The following is a 19,309-nucleotide window of genomic DNA, read 5'->3' on the forward strand; positions in this document are numbered from 1 at the left end:
GGCGGGGCGTCCCCCCCCCCGAGGCGGGCCGGGCGCGCCCTGCCGACGGGCTCGGCCGGCCCCGCCGCCAACGTGCCCGCCTCCCTCGCCGGGCCCAAGGCCAGTCCCGACGGGCACAGCACCCCGTTCGAGGGGCTGCCGGCCGTGGGTGCGCTCTTCTACCCCGACGACAACGGGGCCGACCACCACTTCTGCACCGCCAGCGTGGTGCACTCGCCGGGCGGCGACGTCGTCGCGACCGCCGCGCACTGCCTGAGCGATCCGGCCAACGGCTCCCCGAACCCGGCCTCGGTGGTCTTCGCGCCCGGCTTCCACGACGGGCAGCGGCCGTACGGGGTGTGGCGTGCGACCTCGGTCCTGATCGACCCGCACTGGGCCGCGAACAGCGACCAGGACTCCGACGTGGCGTTCCTCGTCGTCCACAAGGACGGTGACCCGAAGGCACGGATCGAGGACGCGGTCGGCGCCGAGAGGATCGCCTTCGGGTCCGACCGGCCTGCCACGGTCGGCGTGATCGGCTACCCGTCCAGCAGCGACCGGCCGATCTCCTGCCTCAACTCGCTGACCGCCTACAGTCCGACGCAGTCCCAGTTCGACTGCACCGGCTTCGCCGACGGCACCAGCGGCAGCCCGGTGCTCCAGGGCATCGACCCGAAGACCGGCCTCGGCACCCTGGTCGGCGTGATAGGCGGCTACCAGGAGGGTGGCGACAGCGACGACGTGTCCTACGCCGTCTACTTCGGTGACCGGATCCAGGCGCTCTTCGTCCAGGCGGCCACGGCCGGAAGCCCGTCCCCCTCCGCGTCCGCGTCCGCTTCGGCGTCCGCCGTCTCCCCCTCGGCCTCCTCCTCGACGAGTGGTTAGAGACCGCCTCGCGGCGGCCCGTTGGGCGTTACGCTGCCCCCGCGATCGTCGGAGGGGGAACCACGATGGAGAAGCAGCCGGGATCGGGGAAGCAGCCGGGATCGGGGAAGCACGGCGAGCCCTGGTACGCCACCGCGCTGCGCGCCGGGCTCGAACTCGTCGGCTGGATCGGGCTGCCGATCGCGCTGTGGCACCACTCGATCCCCGCCGCCGTCGGCGTCGACGTCCTGCTGATCGGGGTTCCCGCCGTCCTCCAGACGCCCGGTGACAAGCCGGGGACGACCATCGCGGTGCCCGGATGGGCGACGGTCCTCATGGTGCTCGCCGAGCTGTCCGGCGCCGTCGCCGCGGCCTGGCTGCTGTTCCGGCCGTGGGCCGCCGTGCTCGTCACCGTCCTCGCCCTGCTGACCTGCGTCACCGAGCAGCCGCGCTGGAAGCGCCTGCTCCGCCCGAGCCGGCCCGTGCGAGCCTGACCCCGCGCTGTCCCTCCCAGGGGTTACTGTGCTGGGGATGGACGAGATTGCGCAGGTCATCAGCTACAGCCCCGGCGCACAGGCGCGTTGGGTGGAGGAGCCGGACAAGCGCCCCGGGCGCACCGCGTTCCAGCGCGACCGTGCGCGGGTGCTGCACTCCGCCGCGCTGCGGCGGCTCGCGGGAACGACGCAGGTCGTCGCGCCCTTGGAGAGCGACTTCCCACGCACCCGGCTCACCCACTCGCTCGAGTGCGCGCAGGTCGGGCGTGAGCTCGGCGCCGCCTTCGGCTGCGACCCCGATCTCGTCGAGACCGCCTGCCTGGCCCACGACATCGGGCATCCGCCCTTCGGCCACAACGGCGAGGAGGCGCTCGACAAGGCCGCCGCGTCGTGCGGCGGCTTCGAGGGGAACGCCCAGTCGTTGCGGATCCTGACCCGCCTGGAGCCCAAGCGTTTCGTTCCGCACGCGGAGACCGACGGCCACCCGATCAGCGTCGGCCTGAACCTGACCCGGGCCGCCCTCGACGCGGCCACCAAGTACCCGTGGGCTCGCGGACAGCACCCGGAGCTGCCGCACAAGTTCGGCGTCTACGCCGACGACCTGCCGGTCTTCACCTGGATGCGGCAGGGCGCGCCCGGCCACAAGCGCTGCTTCGAGGCCCAGGTGATGGACTGGTCCGACGACGTCGCCTACTCCGTCCACGACGTCGAGGACGGCCTGCACGCCGGCCACATCCGCCCTGCCGCGCTGGGCGCGCCGAGCGAGCGTGCCGAGCTGTACCGGGTGGCCGCGCGTTACGCGCCCAACGCCGATCCCGAGGAGCTGGAGGAGGCCCTGGACCGGCTGCGCGCCCAGGAGTGGTGGCCGCACCACTACGACGGCTCCGCCCGGGACCGGGCCGGGCTCAAGGATGCCACCAGCCAGCTGATCGGCCGTTTCTGCACCTCCGCCGAGACGGCCACCCGCGCCGCCTTCGGCGACGGCCCGCTCACCCGCTACCGCGCCGACCTGATCGTCCCGCGCGAGGTCCGGCTCGAGTGCGCGGTCCTCAAGGCGGTCGCCGACCGGTACGTGATGCAGCGTGAGGACCAGGAGCAGCTGCGCCGCCGCCAGCGCGTCGTCATCAGCGAGCTCGCCGAGGCGCTGGTGCGCAGCGCGCCCGACGGCCTGGACCCGGTCTTCCGCACCCTGTACGAGGAGGCGTCCGACGACGCCGGGCGCCTGCGCGCGGTGATCGACCAGATCGCCACCCTGACCGACACCAGCGCACTGGCCCGCCACCGGACGCTCACCAAGTCACCATGAGACCTTGACGAACGATCAGTGACGCCCTCTTCACCTCCGGGTGTGCATACGGGAGGCTCACTGGGAAATCCATGCTGAGACATCCATGAAGAATCCACCGAGGTAATCCACGGAGGCAGACGGACATGGTGGGCGCGCACGCGACGATGGCGATCGTCGGGGCGGGACTGGCCGGGGCCAAGGCGGCGGAGACGCTGCGCGCGGAGGGCTTCACCGGCCGCGTGATACTGCTCGGCGAGGAGCGTGAGAAGCCCTACGAGCGCCCGCCGCTCTCCAAGGGCTACCTGACGGGCAGCAGTGAGCGCTCCGAGGTCTTCGTCCACGACTCCGCGTGGTACGCGGCGCACGACGTCGAGCTGCACCTGGGCCAGCCGGTCGTCTCGGTCGACCCCGCCACGCGCGAGCTGCGCCTGGGCGGGGACGGCGACGTCCTCGGCTACGACAAGCTGCTGCTGGCCACCGGCTCCGCGCCGCGCCCGCTGGACGTGCCCGGCGCGGACCTGGGCGGCGTGCACTACCTGCGCCGGCTCTCCGACTCCGAGCGGCTGCGCGCGACACTGCAGACGCTCGGCCGCGAGAACGGCACCCTGGTGATCGTCGGTGCGGGCTGGATCGGTCTGGAGGTCGCCTCCGCCGCCCGCGGCTACGGCGCGGAGGTGACCATCGTCGAGCCGCTGAGCACGCCGCTGCAGACGGCGCTCGGACCGGAGCTCGGCGAGTTCTTCGCCCGCCTGCACCAGGACCACGGCGTGAAGTTCCACTTCGGCGCGTCGGTCACGGAGATCGAGGGCCGCGACGGCATGGTCCTCGCCGTCCACACCAGCGACGGCCAGGAGCACCCCGCCCACGCGGTCCTGGTCGGCATCGGCGCGATCCCGCAGACGGCGCTCGCCGAGCAGGCGGGCCTGGAGCTCGCCCCCCGCGAGGAGGGCGGCGGCATCGCCGTGGACGCCGCGCTGCGGACGTCCGACGCGGACGTCTTCGCGGCGGGCGACGTCGCCGGCGCGTTCAACCCGCTGTTCGGCCGCCGCCTGCGGGTCGAGCACTGGGCCAACGCGCTGAACAGCGGCCCGGCGGCGGCGAAGTCGATGCTCGGGCAGGAGGTCGTCTACGACCGCGTCCCCTACTTCTTCTCCGACCAGTACGACCTCGGCATGGAGTACTCGGGCTTCGCCGCGCCCGGCGGCTACGAGCGCGTGGTCATCCGCGGCGACGCGGGCAAACGCGAGTTCATCGCTTTCTGGCAGAGCAGCGACGGCCGGGTCGTCGCGGGGATGAACGTGAACGTGTGGGACGTCACAGACCCGATCCAGGCCCTGGTCCGCTCCCGCACCCCGATCGACCCGGACCGCCTGGCGGACCCGAGCGTGCCGCTGGACTCCCTGCTCTAGTTGCAGCCACCTCGGGGGCGCGGGGAACCCGCGCCCCCGAGGTGGCCCCGTAGACTTCCTCTGTGGCGGGACGGATCAGGGATGAAGACGTGCAGGCGGTGAAAGCCGCCCTGCGGATCGACGCCGTCGTCGGGGACTACGTCCAGCTCGCCAACGGCGGCGGCGGGCAGCTCAAGGGGCTGTGCCCGTTCCACGACGAGAAGTCCGCCTCGTTCTACGTGAACCCCTCCAAGGGCGTCTACAACTGCTTCGGCTGCCAGGAGAGCGGCGACACCATCGGCTTCGTGATGAAGGTCGAGCACCTGTCCTTCGTCGAGGCGGTGGAGCGGCTCGCGCCGCAGGTCGGCATCACGCTGCGCTACGAGGGCGGCTCCTACGTGCCCGGCCGCCAGCAGGGCGAGCGGACGCGACTGCTGGAGATCAACCGGCTCGCCGCGGCGTGGTTCCAGGAGCAGCTCAACGGGCCGGAGGCCGAGATCGGGCGGCGGTTCCTGAAGGAGCGCGGGTTCGAGCGGGACGCCGCCGCGCACTTCGCCGTCGGCTACGCGCCGGCCGGGTTCGAGAACCTGACCCGGCTGCTGCGCGGCAAGGGCTACACGGACAAGGAACTGCTCACCTCCGGGATCTGCTCCGAGGGCCGCCGCGGTCCGATGGACCGGTTCCGGGCGCGGCTGATCTGGCCGATCCGGGACCTGACCGGCGAGGTCGTCGGCTTCGGCGCACGGCGTCTGCGCGAGGACGACAACGGGCCGAAGTACCTGAACACCCCCGAGACGCCGCTCTACAAGAAGTCGCACGTGCTCTACGGCGTGGAGCTGGCCAAGAAGGAGATCGCCCGCTCGGGGCGGGCGGTCGTCGTCGAGGGCTACACCGACGTGATGGCCTGTCACCTCGCGGGCATCAGCTCCGCCGTGGCGACCTGCGGCACCGCCTTCGGCGAGGACCACATCAAGATCTTGCGCCGCCTGCTGCTGGACACCGCAGGCAGCGAGGCCAAGGTCGTCTTCACCTTCGACGGTGACGCCGCCGGGCAGAAGGCCGCGCTGCGGGCCTTCGAGGACGACCAGAAGTTCGCCGCGCAGACGCTCATCGCGATCAGCCCCGGCGGCATGGACCCGTGCGAACTGCGGATCGCCGAGGGCGACGACTCCGTGCGCAACCTGATCGACCGCGCCTCGCCGCTGTTCGAGTTCGCGATCCGCTCCACCGTCGCCCGGCACAACCTCGACGCCGCCGAGGGCCGGGCCGCCGCCCTGGACGCGTGCGCGCCGATCGTCGCGCAGATCAAGGACGGCTCGATCCGGCACGAGTACGCCGTGCAGCTGGCCGGCATGCTCGGCATCCTCGACGAGCGCTTCGTCGTCCGCCGGGTGCAGCAGGTCGCGCAGTGGGCCGCGGAACGCCGCGGGAACGTGCGCGGGCAGCAGCGCCCGGGGCAGCAGCGCCCCGGGCAGGCCTCGCCGGAGCCCGCCGCGCCGGCCCGGCCGGCGTTCCGGCTGGACGCGCGCAACCCGCAGCAGTTCGTGGAGCGCGAGCTGCTGAAGCTGGCCGTGCAGTTCCCGGCCCTGGTCGCCCCGGTGCTGGACGCCTTCAGCCCGGAGGAGTTCGTGACGCCGCCCTACGCGGCCGTGCGCGAGGCCGTCGCCTCGGGCGGCGGCGTCACCGCGGGCGCGGAGGCGGCCGACATCTGGGTGGACGTGCTGCGCGAGGTCGCACCGGACGACGCCGTGCGCGGCCTGATCACCGAGCTGGCCGTCGAGCCGATCCGCACCCGCCGTGCGCCGGACGCCGTCTACGCGGGGGAGTTCCTGGTCAAGCTGCGGCTGCAGGCCGTGGCCCGCCGGGTGGCGGCCTGCCGCGTCCAGCTCCAGCGGCTGGGCCCCAAGGTGCCCGCCGAGCAGACGGAGGCGGTCCAGCGGGAGCTTTGGGGTCTTCAGCAGTACGAGGGGGAGCTGCGCTCCCGTGGGGCTGCGGCACTCTGACGGTGCGTCGAGCTCACCCTCGGTGACCGCTCCTGCACAGAAACTCCCCGCACGGGTCTCTGCCCGCACCCCCCGACTGCTCCACACTGGGAGTCGGTGCCTCAATCCTCTCAGTCGCGGCCTGCCGATCCCGGCGACGCCGCGCCCCAGGCTTCCCGGACGCGGGGCGACGAGAACCCTCCCCACGTTCCGATGCCGCGTGCCCCCGATTCCGCTCCCGAGCAGGCGTCGGCCCCGCCACCGGGGCGTCCTCCGGCGCCGGAAGGGATGGACGTGGAACTTGCCGCCACGGCCCTCCACCCGACCAACCTCGACGAACCCGCGCCTCTCTCGCTCGCCCCGGCTGCTGTGCCCGTGCCGCGCGCCGCCGCCGAGGACGACCCGGCGGCCGAACCGACAGCCGAACCGACGGCGGAGTCCCCGGCCACGGAACCCACCGCCCCGACGTCCGCCGAACCCACCCCCGACCAGCTCCGTTCCGTGCAGGAGGAGCCGCTCCCGTCGCTGGACGACAGCGGTGGCCCGGCCGCGGACCTCTTCCGTCAGTACCTGCGCGAGATCGGCCGCATCCCGCTGCTCACCGCCGCCGACGAGGTCGAGCTGGCCCGCAGCGTCGAGGCGGGGCTCTTCGCCGAGGAGTACCTGGCGCTGCATCACGAGACCGTCGCCGAAGGGCTCGCCGACGACCTGGACCAACTGATCGTGCACGGCCGTATCGCCAAGCGCCGCCTGGTCGAGGCCAACCTGCGCCTGGTCGTCTCGGTCGCCAAGCGCTATGTCGGCCGCGGGCTGACCATGCTCGACCTGGTGCAGGAGGGCAACCTCGGGCTGATCCGGGCCGTCGAGAAGTTCGACTACACCCGCGGCTACAAGTTCTCCACCTACGCCACCTGGTGGATCCGCCAGGCGATGAGCCGCGCGCTGGCCGACCAGGCCCGCACCATCCGGGTGCCGGTGCACGTCGTGGAGCTGATCAACCGCGTGGTCCGGGTCCAGCGCCAACTGCTCCAGGAGCGCGGCATGGAGCCGACGACGGCCGAGGTCGCCGCCGTGCTGGAGCTGCCCGAGGAACGCATCGGCGAGGTGCTGCGGCTGGCCCAGGAGCCCGTCTCGCTGCACGCCCCCGTCGGCGAGGAGGACGACGTGGCCCTCGGCGACCTGATCGAGGACGGCGACGCGGCCTCCCCGGTCGAGTCCGCCGCGTTCCTGCTGCTGCGCGAGCACCTGGAGGCGGTGCTCAGCACCCTGGGGGAGCGGGAACGCAAGGTCGTGCAGCTGCGCTACGGCCTGATCGACGGGCGCCCGCGCACGCTGGAGGAGATCGGCCGCCTCTTCGGGGTGACCCGCGAGCGCATACGGCAGATCGAGTCGAAGACGCTCAACAAGCTGCGCGATCACGCCTTCGCCGACCAACTGCGGGGTTATCTCGACTAGTTGCGACGAGCCGCAGCTCATGACGTGAGATTTGCGAAACGTCCGCGCAACACGAAACTTCACGGAAACATCGCTGTCCGACGACGGTAACGGAGGCGGGAAAAACTGCCGCATGCTCCTCGCCTCCCCCGCGTCCGGTCTCGACACCGGCGACACCGCCTGGCTGCTGGCCAGCACCGCGCTCGTGCTGCTGATGACGCCGGGCCTGGCCCTGTTCTACGGCGGCATGGTCCGCAGCAAGAGCGTGCTCAACATGATCATGATGAGCTTCGTCTCCATCGCGGTCGTCTCGGTGGTCTGGCTGACGGTCGGCTACCCGCTCGCCTTCGACCCCGACGCGGGGGCGGGACTGATCGGCGACCTGCGCCACCTCGGCATGTCCGGGATCACCCCGAGCAGTCTCACCGGTCATGTCCCCACCCTGCTCTTCGCGGCGTTCCAGCTCACCTTCGCCGTCATCACCGCCGCGCTGATCAGCGGGGCGATCGCGGACCGGGCGAAGTTCGGCGCCTGGGTGCTGTTCACGGTCGTGTGGACGGTGCTCGTCTACGCGCCCGTCGCGCACTGGGTGTTCGCGCCCGACGGCTGGATCGCCGCGCACCTGGGCGCGCTGGACTACGCGGGCGGCACCGTCGTCGAGGTGAACTGCGGCGCCAGCGGACTGGCGCTGGCACTGGTGCTGGGGCCGCGCGTCGGTTTCAAGAAGGAGGCCATGCGCCCGCACAACCTGCCGCTGGTGCTGCTCGGCGCGGGGCTGCTCTGGTTCGGCTGGTTCGGCTTCAACGCGGGCTCCGCGCTCGGTGCCAACGGCATCGCGGCGGCGGTCCTGCTCAACACCCAGATCGCGGGCTGCGCGGGCCTGCTCGGCTGGCTGGTGGTGGAGAAGCGCCGCGACGGCCACGCCACCACCCTGGGCGCCGCCTCCGGCGCGGTCGCCGGACTCGTCGCCATCACGCCGTCGTGCGGCAGCGTCGACCTGCTCGGCGCGCTGGTCATCGGCCTGGCGGCGGGCGTGGTCTGCTCGTTCGCGGTCAGCTGGAAGTTCCGCCTGCACGTCGACGACTCCCTCGACGTCGTCGGCGTCCACTTCGTCGCCGGCGTCATCGGCACCGTCCTGATCGGCGTCTTCGCCACCGCGACGATGACCGGCCACGTCAACGGCCTGCTCCACGGCGGCGGCCTCGCCCAGATCGGCAAGCAGGCGCTCGCGGTCGTGGTCGTCGCGCTCTACGCGTTCGCCGTCACCTGGCTCGTCGGCAAGGCCATCGACAGGACGATGGGCTTCCGTGCCTCCCGCGACCACGAGTTGACGGGACTGGACCTCGCCGTCCACGCGGAGACCGCGTACGATCACGGGGTCCTGAGCCACGGCGCGTCCGCGCACCACACCGCCGCGCTCCCGCACTCGTCCGACAAGGCGCCCGTCGCATGAAGCTGATCACCGCCGTCATCAAGCCGTTCCGCGTGGACGCGGTCCGCGAGGCGCTGGTCGGACTCGGCGTCCACGGCCTCACCGTGACCGAGGCCAGCGGCTACGGCCGCCAGCGCGGCCACACCGAGGTCTACCGCGGCGCGGAGTACCGCGTCGACCTCGTCCCCAAGGCCCGCCTGGAGGTCGTCGTCGAGGACGCCGACGCTGACGCGGTCATGGACGCGATCACCACGGCCGCCCGCACCGGCAAGATCGGCGACGGCAAGGTCTGGGCCGTCCCGGTCGACACGATCGTCCGCGTCCGCACCGGCGAGCGCGGCCCCGACGCGGTCTGAGCCGCCCGCGGTCCGAGCCCGCGTAGTCCGAGCCCCGGCCGTCTACCGACCGAGCTCCGGGTGCGCGCGCTTCAGCACCGCAGCGAACTGCGCGCGCACGGCTCCGCCCACCGCGGCCTCCTCGCCCGGCTCCAGCACCGTGTGCGGGGCCGGCGGCTCCCACACCGGCGGCTCCGGGGTGCCCGCCAGCGCCCACGCCGCCTGGCGCGCGGAGCCGATCGCGGCGTACTCCGCCTGCGCCGGCACCACGACCGGGACGCCGAAGATGGCCGGTGCGGACGCCTGCACGGCCGGGAGGCGTCCGGCGAGGCCGGTCAGGAAGACCCGCTCCACCGCCACGCCGTTCGCGCGCAGCACGTCCAGCGCCTCGGCGAGCCCGCACAGCATGCCCTCGACCGCCGCGCGCGCCAGGTGCTCGGGCTTCATCGACTCGACCCGCAGCCCTGCCAGCGTCCCCGCCGCGTGCGGCAGCGGCGGCGTGCGCTCGCCCTCCAGGAACGGCAGCAGCACCAGTCCGTACGCGCCCGGCGTCGACCGCAGCGCCAGCTCGCTCAGCCCCTGCAGGTCCGTGCCCAGCATCGCCGCCGTCGCGCGCAGCACGCGTGCCGCGTTGAGGGTGACGACCTGCGCCAGGTAGCGACCCGTCCCGTCCGCGTACGTCGAGATCGCAGGCTCGCTGAGCGCCTGGTCGTGCACGGCGTGGACGGTGCCCGAGCTGCCGACCGAGACCATCACGTCGCCGAGGCCGAGCCCGAGCCCGAGCGCGGTGGCCATCGTCGTGCCGGTCCCCGCCGCGATCAGCAGCCCCTCCGGGCTCTGTCCGGCGGCCTCGGACGGACCGAGGACGGTCGGCAGCTGCTGCAGCTCGTGCCCGAGGGCGAGCGCGGCCAGGTCCGGACGCCAGCGCTCCTCGACGGCGGACCAGTACCCCGTACCGGAGGCGTCACCGCGGTCGGTCGTCTTGCGGGCGGACTGTCCGAGCAGCTGCCACACCAGCCAGTCGTGCGGCAGCAGCACCTCCGCCACGCGCTTGGCGGACTGCGGCTCGCGGTCGGCCAGCCAGCGCAGCTTCGCGATCGTGGCGGAGGCGAGCGGCACCGCGCCGATCGCATGCGCCCAGGCGGCGGGCCCGCCGAGCTCCTCCACCAGCGCGACGGCGGCTGAGGCCGCCCGCGGATCGTTGCGCAGCATCGCCGGCCGGACCAGCACGCCTCCGGCGTCCAACGCGATCAGCCCCTGCTGCTGTGCGGACACCCCGATGGCGGCGATCCCCTCCAACAGCCCGCCCTCGGCGGCTGCGCCGAGCGAGTGCAGCCACGCCTGCGGATCGATCTCCGCCGGGGCGGTCCCGGCCGGGACACCGGGGTGCGGGGCACGGTTCTCCCGCAGCACGGCACCCGTTTCGGTGTCGCAGACGGCGATCTTCGTGAACTGTGCTGAGCAGTCGATGCCCGCGGCGATGGCCATGCCGAGATCATGCCTCATCCCGCCACCTCACCGCGGAGGATCGGCACCAACCCCCCTTCCCGGCGGGGCTGGTTCTGCCCTGCGGCCTCGCCGCTCGGACGCGACGGGTCGGCGAGGCCGCGGGGCAGGCGCAGACGTCACGGGCGCGGGGCTGTGCGCGATCTGCGGCTCCGCCGCTCGGGCGCGACAGGCCACCCACGCGGGTAGAGCCCCGATCGCGCAGGGCCATCCGCATGGCGGTGGTTGCTCGCGCGGTTCCCCGCGCCCCGGGGTGGCTGCAACTCGAGACGCGTCGAGTGGTTCAGCTGCGGGCGCTGTCCCAGTCGTCCAGAGTGGAGCCCTTGCCGTTGAGGTACGGGATGCGGGTGGCGACCGAGTTCGGGAGGCGGTCGCCGACCTTGCCCGCGACGGCCTGGCCGGCCTTGCTCGCCGCCGTGCCGGCCGCGGCCTTGGCGTTGCGGGTCGCCGACTGGACGGCCTGCGTCTGCGAGAGGTCCCGCGCCGTGCGGCGCAGCTGCTCGTAGCGCTCCCGCCCGGCTCGCGTGCCCAGCACGTAGCCGATGGCCAGGCCCGCCAGGAAAGTGAGCTTGCGCATACCCCTCCGCCCTTCTGCTTGCTGCTCTGCGGCCGCTTGCCGCTGTGCCGGGATGGAGCCTAGGCGCGGCGGCGCGGACCTGCCCGTTCGGCACGCCGCCGGGTGACGGCGAGAGCCCCGTCACAAGCGACTACCCCCCGCTCCGGTCCCCGAACCGCAACGGATTGGCGGAGCACCCCCCCACGTGCGCTAATGTATGACCCGCAGCAAGCGCCGCGCCGGTCTCCCGGAGCGACGCGGCCGCGACAAACGATCCCCCATAGCTCAATTGGCAGAGCAGCCGACTGTTAATCGGCAGGTTATTGGTTCGAGTCCAATTGGGGGAGCGCGGCACCGATGCGGTGCCCAAGTGCAGTCCCCCATAGCTCAATTGGCAGAGCAGCCGACTGTTAATCGGCAGGTTATTGGTTCGAGTCCAATTGGGGGAGCCTCTCCTCGGCGCGCGAGGCGCGCTGTTCCCTCCGATCCTGGTCCACATGGACCAGATGACGGAAACCCTTCCCGGCCCGTTGCAGCAGCTCGCCCGCAGCGCGTGGCAGGTGCTGCTGGTGCTCGGCGTCCTCACCATGCTGCTCGGCGTCGCGGCACTGGCCTGGCCCAAGGCGACACTGACCGTCGTCGGCGTGCTGTTCGGCCTCTACCTGGTCATCGCGGGTGTGCTCCAGCTCGTCGCGGCCTTCGGCACGCACGTGTCGACGGGTCTGCGGGTGATGGCCTTCATCAGCGGTGCGATCTCGATCCTGCTGGGCCTGTTCTGCTTCCGTGGCGCGCTGGAGTCGATCCTGCTGCTGGCGCTGTGGATCGGCATCGGCTGGCTGTTCCGCGGGATCACGCACCTGATGGCCGCGGCCTCCGACCCGTCCATGCCCGCCCGGGGCTGGCAGATCTTCGCGGGCGTGCTGACCGCGATCGGCGGCGTCATCGTCGTGGTCTGGCCTTTCCACTCGATCGTCGTGCTCACGGTCTTCACCGGGATCTGGTTGCTGGTCATGGGCTTGATCGAGATCGTCACCGCGTTCCAGGTGCATCACCGGGCGAAGTCGATCCCGCAGGGGATGTGACAGCAGGGGATATGACAGGGATGCGAGCCGGCCATCCCGGTATCCGGGTGGGCTCGGTACCAGGATGAAAACCCTCTGGTTCGGCCGGACGGCCGGACCTAGCCTCGAGGCATGACCGCTGAGAAGATCACCACCGACCGGATCGACATCCCGGTCGCCGACGGCACGTCCATGGGTGGGTACCTGGCCCGTCCTGCCGGGACGGGAGAGCACCCCGGCGTGGTCGTCGCCATGGAGCTGTTCGGCGTCGACGCGCACGTCCGCGGGATCTGCGAGGACCTTGCCCGGCGCGGCTTCGCCGCTCTGGCTCCCGACTTCTACCACCGCGTCCAGCCCGGCGCGGACCTTCCGCACGACGAGGCCGGGCGGGCCCGCGGCTTCGAGCTGCTGCCGCAGCTGACCCGCTCGGACGTGGTGGCCGACGCCGCCGCTGCCCTCGCCGCGCTGGAGTCGTTCGGCGCGGGCCCGGGCGGCATGCTCGGCCTGAGCGCCGGCGGGCACCTCACCTATCTGGCCGCGACCGCGCTCGACGTCCCGAACGCCGTCGTCTGCTACGGCGGCTGGCTGACGGGCAACCCGGACCTCCCGGTCACCGGGCCCGAGCCGACCCTCGCCCTGACGCCCAAGATCTCCGGTCGGCTGCTCTACCTGGTCGGCGCGGAGGATCACGTCATCGGTGCCGAGGAGCAGCGCGAGATCGCCGTCGCGCTGGAGGCGGCGGGGGAGCGGCACGCGTTCGTCGCCTACCCCGGCGCGGGCCACAGCTTCCTGCGCTCCGACTCCCCGGCCGTCGAGGACGCCTTCACCCGCATCGACGCCTGGCTGCGGGGCGAGTGAGCCCCACCAGCCCCACCGTCCTAGGCCGCGAGGGCGTGGAGCATTCCGTGCAGGCCCGGTAGGGCCTCGCGGTCGGCCCGCCAGACGGCGCGCAGGTGAAGGCGCGGCTCGGCGCCCGGCGCCGGAAGGCGGACCAGGGCGCCCGAGGCCAGCTGCTCCCGGACGGCGGACTCCGGGAGCAGTGCGATGCCGAGGCCGCGCTCGGCGCAGGCGCGGGCGACGGCGATGCCGCCGGTGGGAACCCGCTGGACCGTGCGGCCGAGCAGCCGCTCCCCGGCCAGGTGGAACGAGCAGGCCCGGGGGCCGACCAGCAGCTGCTGGTCGCGCAGGTCCTCCAGGGAAAGCGGGTCGTGGTCGTGCAGGGGGTGGCCGGGGGCGGCGACGAGCGCCAGCGGAAGGTTCGCCAGGTCCAGATGGTCCAGCTCTGCGGGCGGCAGGGCGAAGCCCAACCCGCCCAGCGGGCCGGGGGAGTCCAGGATCACCGCCGCGTCCAACGCTCCGGCCGCGACCGCGGCGAGCAGCCCGTCGCGGTCGGGGAGGGTGTGCAGGGCGACGTGGACCTCGGGCCGCCGCTCCGCGAGCCGGGTCAGCGTGCCCGGCCCGTCGGCGGCGGCGTCGGCCTCCAGCACGCCGAGGCGCAGCTCGGGCCGCTCGGTCACCGCGTCCTGCCGTGCCTCCTCGGCCGCGTCCAGCAGCCGCCGGGCCCATGGCAGGAGCCGCCTTCCGGCCGGTGTCAGCGTCATCCCGCGCGGTGTGCGGGCGAAGAGCGGGACGTCCAGCGACTGCTCCAGCTCCCGTATCCGCTCGGCGACCGAGGACGGTGCGAGCCGGAGTGCTTTCGCCGCGTTCGCGACGGTGCGGTGCGCGGCGACGGCCTCCAAGGCACGGAGTTGGCGCAGTTCCACGTCGGATCCCCGATCGTTCGGCTACCCGGCATGGTACGTGCGGCTGTCGGGGTCACTGCCGGACCCGGATCATGACAGTTCATCAAGTGCAGGAACCCCCCGGGGGAGCCGGGGCATCTGCCCGACCTGCACTCCAACAAGTAGACACAGGAGAGCGCTCTCCAACCTCTTGACGGTCTAGACCATACGGGAGTTGAATGCGGCGGCGTTCCAGTCCATCCGCCCCCACGCGAAGGGCTACGCCCATGCGGTCCATGCGGTCGAGAAGACTGCCCGCCCTGCTCGCCGGAGCGCTCGCCGCCTCCGGACTCCTGCTCGCCTCGCCCGCCGCCACCCCCAGCGCCCACGCGGCGGGCCCGACCGTGAACATCTGGCTGACCACGACCTCCGACTCCGGGGGACGGACCGTCACCAGGGGGCTGCAGCAGCAGACCCCGATCTCCTTCTCCTCCGGGTCCGGCAGCTCCGCCGCCACCGTCAGCGTCGACGAGAACACCCGCTACCAGCAGTTCACCGGCGCCGGGGCCTCGTTCACCGACACCGCCGCCTGGCTGATGAACAGCAGCGGCGCGCTCAGCACCGCCACCCGCAACGCCGTGATGACCAACCTGTTCGACCCGGTGAGCGGCATCGGCCTGGACTTCCTGCGCAACCCCATGGGCGCCTCGGACCTGGCCCGGTACAACTACACCTACGACGACATGCCGAGCGGCCAGACCGACCCCTCGCTCGCGGACTTCTCCGTCGCGCACGACCTCGCGGACGTGCTGCCGCTCACCAAGCAGGCCGAGCAGCTCAACCCGAGCCTGAAGGTGATGGGCACCCCGTGGACCGCGCCGCCGTGGATGAAGGACAGCGGCGCCTACAGCCAGGGCTGGCTCCAGTCGCAGTACTACGCCGCCTACGCGCAGTACTTCGTCAAGTACATCCAGGCCTACCAGGCCCAGGGCGTCCACATCGACTACGTCTCCCCGCAGAACGAGCCCACCTGCTGCAGCGGCTACCCCTCGATGCAGTGGAACGCGAGCGGGCTCGACTACTTCACCGGCACCGACCTGCTGCCGGCCTTCCACGCCGCGGGCCTGAGCACCAAGGTCCTGGCGCTGGACTGGAACTGGGACGACTACGACAGCTACGCCGCGCAGACCGTGAACGACGCGGCGGTTCTGGGCGACCCGCTCTTCGGCGGGATCGCCTGGCACGGCTACAGCGGCGACCCGACCGAGCAGACCACCGTCCACAACCAGCACCCGAACGTGGACGCCTTCGACACCGAGCACTCCGGCGGCACCTGGATCGCCAACCAGCAGCAGGAGGACATGCAGAACATCGTCGACTACACCCGCAACTGGGGGAAGTCGGTGGTGAAGTGGTCGCTGGCGGTGGACCAGAACATGGGGCCGCACAACGGCGGCTGCGGCACCTGCACCGGGCTGATCACCGTGCACAACGGCGACGCGCGCAGCGGCCAGGTGGACTACAACATCGAGTACTACGACCTCGGCCAGCTGACCAAGTTCGTCAAGCCGGGCGCCTACCGGATCGACTCGACCGCCAGCAGCGCCGTGCCGAACGTGGCCTGGCTCAACCCGGACGGCTCCAAGGCCGTGGTCGCGTACAACGCCACCGGGGGCTCCGAGCCGTTCACGGTCAACTGGGGAGGGCAGCACTTCACCTACACCCTGCCCGCGCAGACCAGCGCGACCTTCACCTGGACGGGGACGGCCGCGGGCGCGCCGACCGGGCAGATCACCGGTTACGGCGGCAAGTGCGTCGACGTCGCCGGCGGGAACAGTGCGAACGGCACCGCGGTGCAGCTCTACGACTGCAACGGCACGGCCGCGCAGGTGTGGACCGTGGCCGCCGACGGTTCGCTGCAGGCGCTCGGCAAGTGCATGGACGTCGCCGGCGGCGGCACGGCCAACGGGTCGCAGATCCAGCTCTACGACTGCAACGGCACCGGCGCGCAGCAGTGGCAGGCCCGGTCGGACGGCTCGGTGGTCAATCCGCAGTCGGGCCGCTGCCTGGACGCCACCGGCCCGAGCTCGGCCAACGGCACGAGGCTGCAGATCTGGGACTGCACCGGCGGGGCCAACCAGAAGTGGACCTTGCCCGGCTAGGCCGTTCAATCACCCGGGCACGAGCCCTTTCGAGTGAAAAACGCTCCGTGGTGCAGGCACCACGGAGCGTTTTCGCTAACGTACAGGCAGGTCTCATTCGCCTGCCCCTCCACCTGCGTGGAGTCGGAGGTGGAGTCGGAGTGGGGCCGGTGGGACTCGAACCCACGACCAAGGGATTATGAGTCCCCTGCTCTAACCGGCTGAGCTACAGCCCCTCGTTCCGTGCATCGCGCCGCGTGCACGTGTGTTGTGCGTGCGTTGCGGTCATCAGCACGAGCGGCCCTGCGAAGGGGCCGCTCGCCGCAGCATAGCTGGTGAGACGTTGTCCGTGCGCGCGGGGTTCCATCCTTCAGGAGCGAGATCAGTCCTGACGCCGCGCCTGGTCGAGCATTCGTTGCAGAAGATCGCGGAGCTGGAGCCGCTCGTCCTGGCTGAGCGCGGCCAGCGGTTCCCTGGCGAAGTTGAGCGAGGCGCGGAGCTCGGCCGTGGCCGCGCTGCCCGTCTCGGTGGCGGCCACGCGCTTGATCCGGCGGTCCTCGGGGTCCGCCTGCCGCTCGACGAGGCCGCGGGCCTCCAGGCGGTCGACGATGCCGGTGATGTTGGAGGGCTCGCAGCTGAGCGTCTGGGCGATCTGGCGCATGGGCAGCGGCCCGCGGCGCAGCAGGCCCAGCACCTTGGCCTGGGCGCCGGTCAGGGAGCGGGCGGCCGCGGCCTCCTCGTACTCCTTGTGGAAGACGCCCACCAGCGCGGCCATCAGGTCCACGACCTCGGGCGTGAGCGGATCGGGTTGCTCCTCTTGCATGCCTCCTAGGCTACCTGAATATTTGACAAGCTGAACCTTTCTCGTCCACCGTTACTTGAGTACCTCAAACTTCCACTCGAAAGTGATCACCTCATGGCCGAGCAGACCCTCCCCGCCGCCGCCCGCGAGTGGCAGCTGGCCGCCCGCCCGCAGGGCTGGCCGACGCCCGCCGACTTCGCGCTGGTCGAGAAGCCCGTCGCCGCCCCGGCCCCCGGCCACATCCTGGTCCGCAACGAGTTCCTCTCGGTCGACCCCTACATGCGCGGCCGGATGAACGACGTGAAGTCCTACGCCCCGCCGTACCAGCTCGGCGAGGCCATGCAGGGGGGCGCGGTCGGCCGTGTGGTGGCCTCCGCGGCCGAGGGCTTCGAGGTCGGCGACGCGGTGCTGCACGGCCTCGGCTGGCGCGAGTACGCCGACGTGCCGGCCGCCCACGCGGTCAAGGTCGACGCACAGGCCGCGCCGCTGCAGGCCTACCTCGGCGTGCTCGGCATGCCGGGCCTGACCGCCTACGCCGGGCTGCTGCGGGTCGGCGGGCTGAAGGAGGGCGACGCCGTCTTCGTCTCCGGCGCGGCCGGGGCTGTCGGCAGTGTGGTCGGCCAGATCGCCAAGCTGCGCGGCGCCTCGCTCGTGGTCGGCAGCGCCGGCTCGGACGAGAAGGTCGGCAAGCTGGTCGAGGAGTACGGCTTCGACGCCGCCTTCAACTACAAGAACGGCGACATCGCGGGCCAGCTCGGCAAGGCCGCGCCCGAGGGCATCGACGTCTACTTCGACAACGTCGGCGGTGAGCACCTCGAGGCCGCGATCGGCGCCCTGAACGTGCACGGCCGAGCGGTGCTGTGCGGGGCCATCGCCCAGTACAACGACACCAACCCGCCGGCCGCCCCGCGCAACCTGGTGCAGGTGATCGGCAAGCGGCTGACCCTGGCCGGCGTGCTGGTCGGCGACCACTACGACCTCCAGCCCGAGTTCGTCGCCGAGGTCGGCGGCTGGCTGCGCGAGGGCGGGCTGCGCTTCGAGGAGACGGTGGTGGACGGCTTCGAGAACGCCGTCGACGCCTTCCTCGGCATGCTGCGTGGCGCCAACACCGGCAAGATGCTGGTCCGGCTGGGCTGAGCGGGGCAAAAGTCTGACCATCGGTCATCCCATGCGACCACTCGGGCGGATCAGCGCGCCGTCCGGGTGGTTGTGCTGGACGAGGGCTCCGGCGGGGCCGCTGAGCGGTACCGTTTCTCCACACGGCCCCGGTCTCGACGACGGGTCAGGTCTCGCGCGGGTTTATCGCGGCCCGTGAAGGGTAGTCGTCAGCCCATAGCAGGAATTACCGCAACAAAACGGACACACCGTCACCAGGCTGGCGCGAGACCGCTGGGGAAGGCGCCCCTCGCACCACACTGGAGGTCCGGTGACGACTCGTGGAGTTCTCTACGTGCACTCCGCGCCGCGCGCGCTCTGCCCGCATGTGGAGTGGGCCGTGGCCGGCGTGCTCGGCCAGCGGGTGAGCCTGGACTGGATCCGCCAGCCGGCCGCATCCGGCGCCTGGCGCGCCGAGCTGTCCTGGCAGGGTGCGCCCGACACCGCCTCCCGCCTCGCCTCCGCCCTGCGCGGCTGGCAGCTGCTGCGGTTCGAGGTCACCGCAGAGCCGACCACGGGCACCGAGGGCGAGCGCTTCTCCAGCACCCCCGACCTCGGCATCTTCCACGCCGTCATCGGCGTCCACGGCGACATCATGATTCCCGAGGACCGGCTGCGGGCCGCGCTGCTGCGCGCGCGGCTCGGCGAGGGTGAGCTCGAGTCGGAGATCGTCCGGCTCCTGGGCAAGCCCTGGGACGACGAGTTGGAGCCCTTCCGGTACGCCGGTGAGGGCGCGCCGGTCCGCTGGCTGCACCAGGTGGTCTGACCGCGGCGGAACCGATCGCACGGCTGACACGTCGAACTGTTCAGAGACTTTCCAGATATTCCACCCGGTTGGGGGCCCCCGGTCGGGGGGAGTGCGCGCTGACGCGCGCCGCCCCCGTGCGCCGATGATCCAAGCCCGCTCATGGCGGATGACTTGCCCGGGTATGCCCTCGATGTCGCACGGCGGATGACCTGGGTCCGACCGATATGCGTGCCGTCGCGTTCATTTGGCGGACGGTCAGCTCGGTGCGTCCGGGAAGTGAAGACTGTATTCACTCCCGGTGGTGTCAGGGTGGAAAACAACCCCCAAGGGACCCTTGCGTTGCAAATCCGAGCCCGTGTAGACATCCCCAGGGGGCGTTCGAACAAACTCTGTCGCTCCCATTCCTCTGACGGACCTTCATCC

At 72.0% G+C, this 19,309-nt stretch carries 17 protein-coding genes and 3 tRNA genes; 15 read left to right on the forward strand and 5 right to left on the reverse strand.

What is annotated here, in order from left to right; translation table 11 throughout:
* From TR49_RS28560 to TR49_RS28595, 8 genes are all read left to right on the forward strand, one after another.
* The coding region (locus TR49_RS28560; RefSeq protein WP_052434723.1) for a trypsin-like serine peptidase at window positions 1-864 on the forward strand (864 nt) is incomplete at its 5' end.
* Between the two features lie 65 nt (window positions 865-929).
* A complete protein-coding gene (locus tag TR49_RS28565) occupies window positions 930-1,337 on the forward strand; it encodes a hypothetical protein (RefSeq protein WP_236653570.1) in 408 nt (135 codons plus the stop codon).
* A gap of 37 nt (window positions 1,338-1,374) precedes the next feature.
* Entirely contained in the window at window positions 1,375-2,643 is a 1,269-nt protein-coding gene (locus tag TR49_RS28570; RefSeq protein WP_042386777.1) for a deoxyguanosinetriphosphate triphosphohydrolase, read from the forward strand.
* Window positions 2,644-2,768: 125 nt separating this feature from the next.
* A complete protein-coding gene (locus TR49_RS28575) occupies window positions 2,769-4,034 on the forward strand; it encodes an NAD(P)/FAD-dependent oxidoreductase (RefSeq protein WP_042386779.1) in 1,266 nt (421 codons plus the stop codon).
* 62 nt (window positions 4,035-4,096) lie between these two features.
* Window positions 4,097-6,016 (forward strand): DNA primase, encoded by a 1,920-nt coding sequence (dnaG, locus tag TR49_RS28580; RefSeq protein WP_084725560.1) that lies wholly within the window; start codon window positions 4,097-4,099, stop codon window positions 6,014-6,016.
* Between the two features lie 273 nt (window positions 6,017-6,289).
* Window positions 6,290-7,450, forward strand: a complete 1,161-nt coding sequence (locus TR49_RS28585) for an RNA polymerase sigma factor (protein WP_236653571.1) — start codon at window positions 6,290-6,292, stop codon at window positions 7,448-7,450.
* A gap of 112 nt (window positions 7,451-7,562) precedes the next feature.
* On the forward strand, window positions 7,563-8,882 hold the full coding sequence (locus tag TR49_RS28590; RefSeq protein WP_042386784.1) for an ammonium transporter: 1,320 nt from the start codon (window positions 7,563-7,565) through the stop codon (window positions 8,880-8,882).
* Window positions 8,879-9,217, forward strand: a complete 339-nt coding sequence (locus tag TR49_RS28595) for a P-II family nitrogen regulator (protein WP_042386785.1) — start codon at window positions 8,879-8,881, stop codon at window positions 9,215-9,217. The genes TR49_RS28590 and TR49_RS28595 overlap by 4 nt, the downstream gene beginning before the upstream one ends.
* 42 nt (window positions 9,218-9,259) lie before the next feature.
* Here the strand turns inward: TR49_RS28595 and TR49_RS28600 are convergent, their stop codons facing one another.
* Window positions 9,260-10,684: an FGGY family carbohydrate kinase gene (locus tag TR49_RS28600; RefSeq protein ID WP_042386786.1), complete on the reverse strand. Its 1,425-nt coding sequence runs from the start codon at window positions 10,682-10,684 to the stop codon at window positions 9,260-9,262.
* Between the two features lie 301 nt (window positions 10,685-10,985).
* Window positions 10,986-11,279 carry a hypothetical protein gene (locus TR49_RS28605; RefSeq protein WP_042386788.1) on the reverse strand — a complete coding sequence of 98 codons (294 nt, stop codon included), beginning with the start codon at window positions 11,277-11,279 and terminating at the stop codon, window positions 10,986-10,988.
* A gap of 253 nt (window positions 11,280-11,532) precedes the next feature.
* On the opposite strand from TR49_RS28605, the gene TR49_RS28610 reads away from it, so the two are divergent.
* From TR49_RS28610 to TR49_RS28625, 4 genes are all read left to right on the forward strand, one after another.
* Window positions 11,533-11,605, forward strand: a tRNA-Asn gene (locus tag TR49_RS28610).
* A gap of 29 nt (window positions 11,606-11,634) precedes the next feature.
* A tRNA-Asn gene (locus TR49_RS28615) sits at window positions 11,635-11,707 on the forward strand.
* Window positions 11,708-11,755: 48 nt separating this feature from the next.
* The gene (locus TR49_RS28620) at window positions 11,756-12,340 is read left to right on the forward strand and encodes an HdeD family acid-resistance protein (RefSeq protein ID WP_042386847.1); all 585 of its coding nucleotides are present in this window, start codon (window positions 11,756-11,758) and stop codon (window positions 12,338-12,340) included.
* Window positions 12,341-12,451: 111 nt separating this feature from the next.
* Window positions 12,452-13,177, forward strand: coding sequence for a dienelactone hydrolase family protein (locus tag TR49_RS28625; protein WP_042386789.1), 726 nt, complete (start codon window positions 12,452-12,454; stop codon window positions 13,175-13,177).
* Between the two features lie 20 nt (window positions 13,178-13,197).
* Here TR49_RS28625 and TR49_RS28630 read toward each other — a convergent pair whose 3' ends face one another.
* On the reverse strand, window positions 13,198-14,082 hold the full coding sequence (locus TR49_RS28630) for a LysR family transcriptional regulator (protein WP_042386791.1): 885 nt from the start codon (window positions 14,080-14,082) through the stop codon (window positions 13,198-13,200).
* Window positions 14,083-14,336: 254 nt separating this feature from the next.
* Between TR49_RS28630 and TR49_RS28635 the strand changes: the two genes are divergently transcribed.
* On the forward strand, window positions 14,337-16,202 hold the full coding sequence (locus TR49_RS28635; protein ID WP_152627506.1) for a ricin-type beta-trefoil lectin domain protein: 1,866 nt from the start codon (window positions 14,337-14,339) through the stop codon (window positions 16,200-16,202).
* A gap of 141 nt (window positions 16,203-16,343) precedes the next feature.
* Here TR49_RS28635 and TR49_RS28640 read toward each other — a convergent pair.
* Both TR49_RS28640 and TR49_RS28645 read right to left on the reverse strand, forming a co-directional pair.
* Window positions 16,344-16,417: transfer RNA gene (locus TR49_RS28640), tRNA-Ile, on the reverse strand.
* Window positions 16,418-16,563: 146 nt separating this feature from the next.
* Window positions 16,564-17,004 carry a MarR family winged helix-turn-helix transcriptional regulator gene (locus tag TR49_RS28645; RefSeq protein WP_042386793.1) on the reverse strand — a complete coding sequence of 147 codons (441 nt, stop codon included), beginning with the start codon at window positions 17,002-17,004 and terminating at the stop codon, window positions 16,564-16,566.
* A gap of 93 nt (window positions 17,005-17,097) precedes the next feature.
* Here TR49_RS28645 and TR49_RS28650 point away from each other — a divergent pair, with 93 nt between their 5' ends.
* The gene (locus TR49_RS28650) at window positions 17,098-18,120 is read left to right on the forward strand and encodes an NADP-dependent oxidoreductase (protein WP_042386795.1); all 1,023 of its coding nucleotides are present in this window, start codon (window positions 17,098-17,100) and stop codon (window positions 18,118-18,120) included.
* A gap of 289 nt (window positions 18,121-18,409) precedes the next feature.
* Window positions 18,410-18,904: a DUF3145 domain-containing protein gene (locus tag TR49_RS28655; RefSeq protein WP_042386796.1), complete on the forward strand. Its 495-nt coding sequence runs from the start codon at window positions 18,410-18,412 to the stop codon at window positions 18,902-18,904.
* Window positions 18,905-19,309 lie beyond the last annotated feature (405 nt).

The sequence above is a fragment of the Streptacidiphilus melanogenes genome, from assembly GCF_000787835.1.
In the GTDB taxonomy this organism is placed as follows: Bacteria; Actinomycetota; Actinomycetes; order Streptomycetales; family Streptomycetaceae; genus Streptacidiphilus; species Streptacidiphilus melanogenes.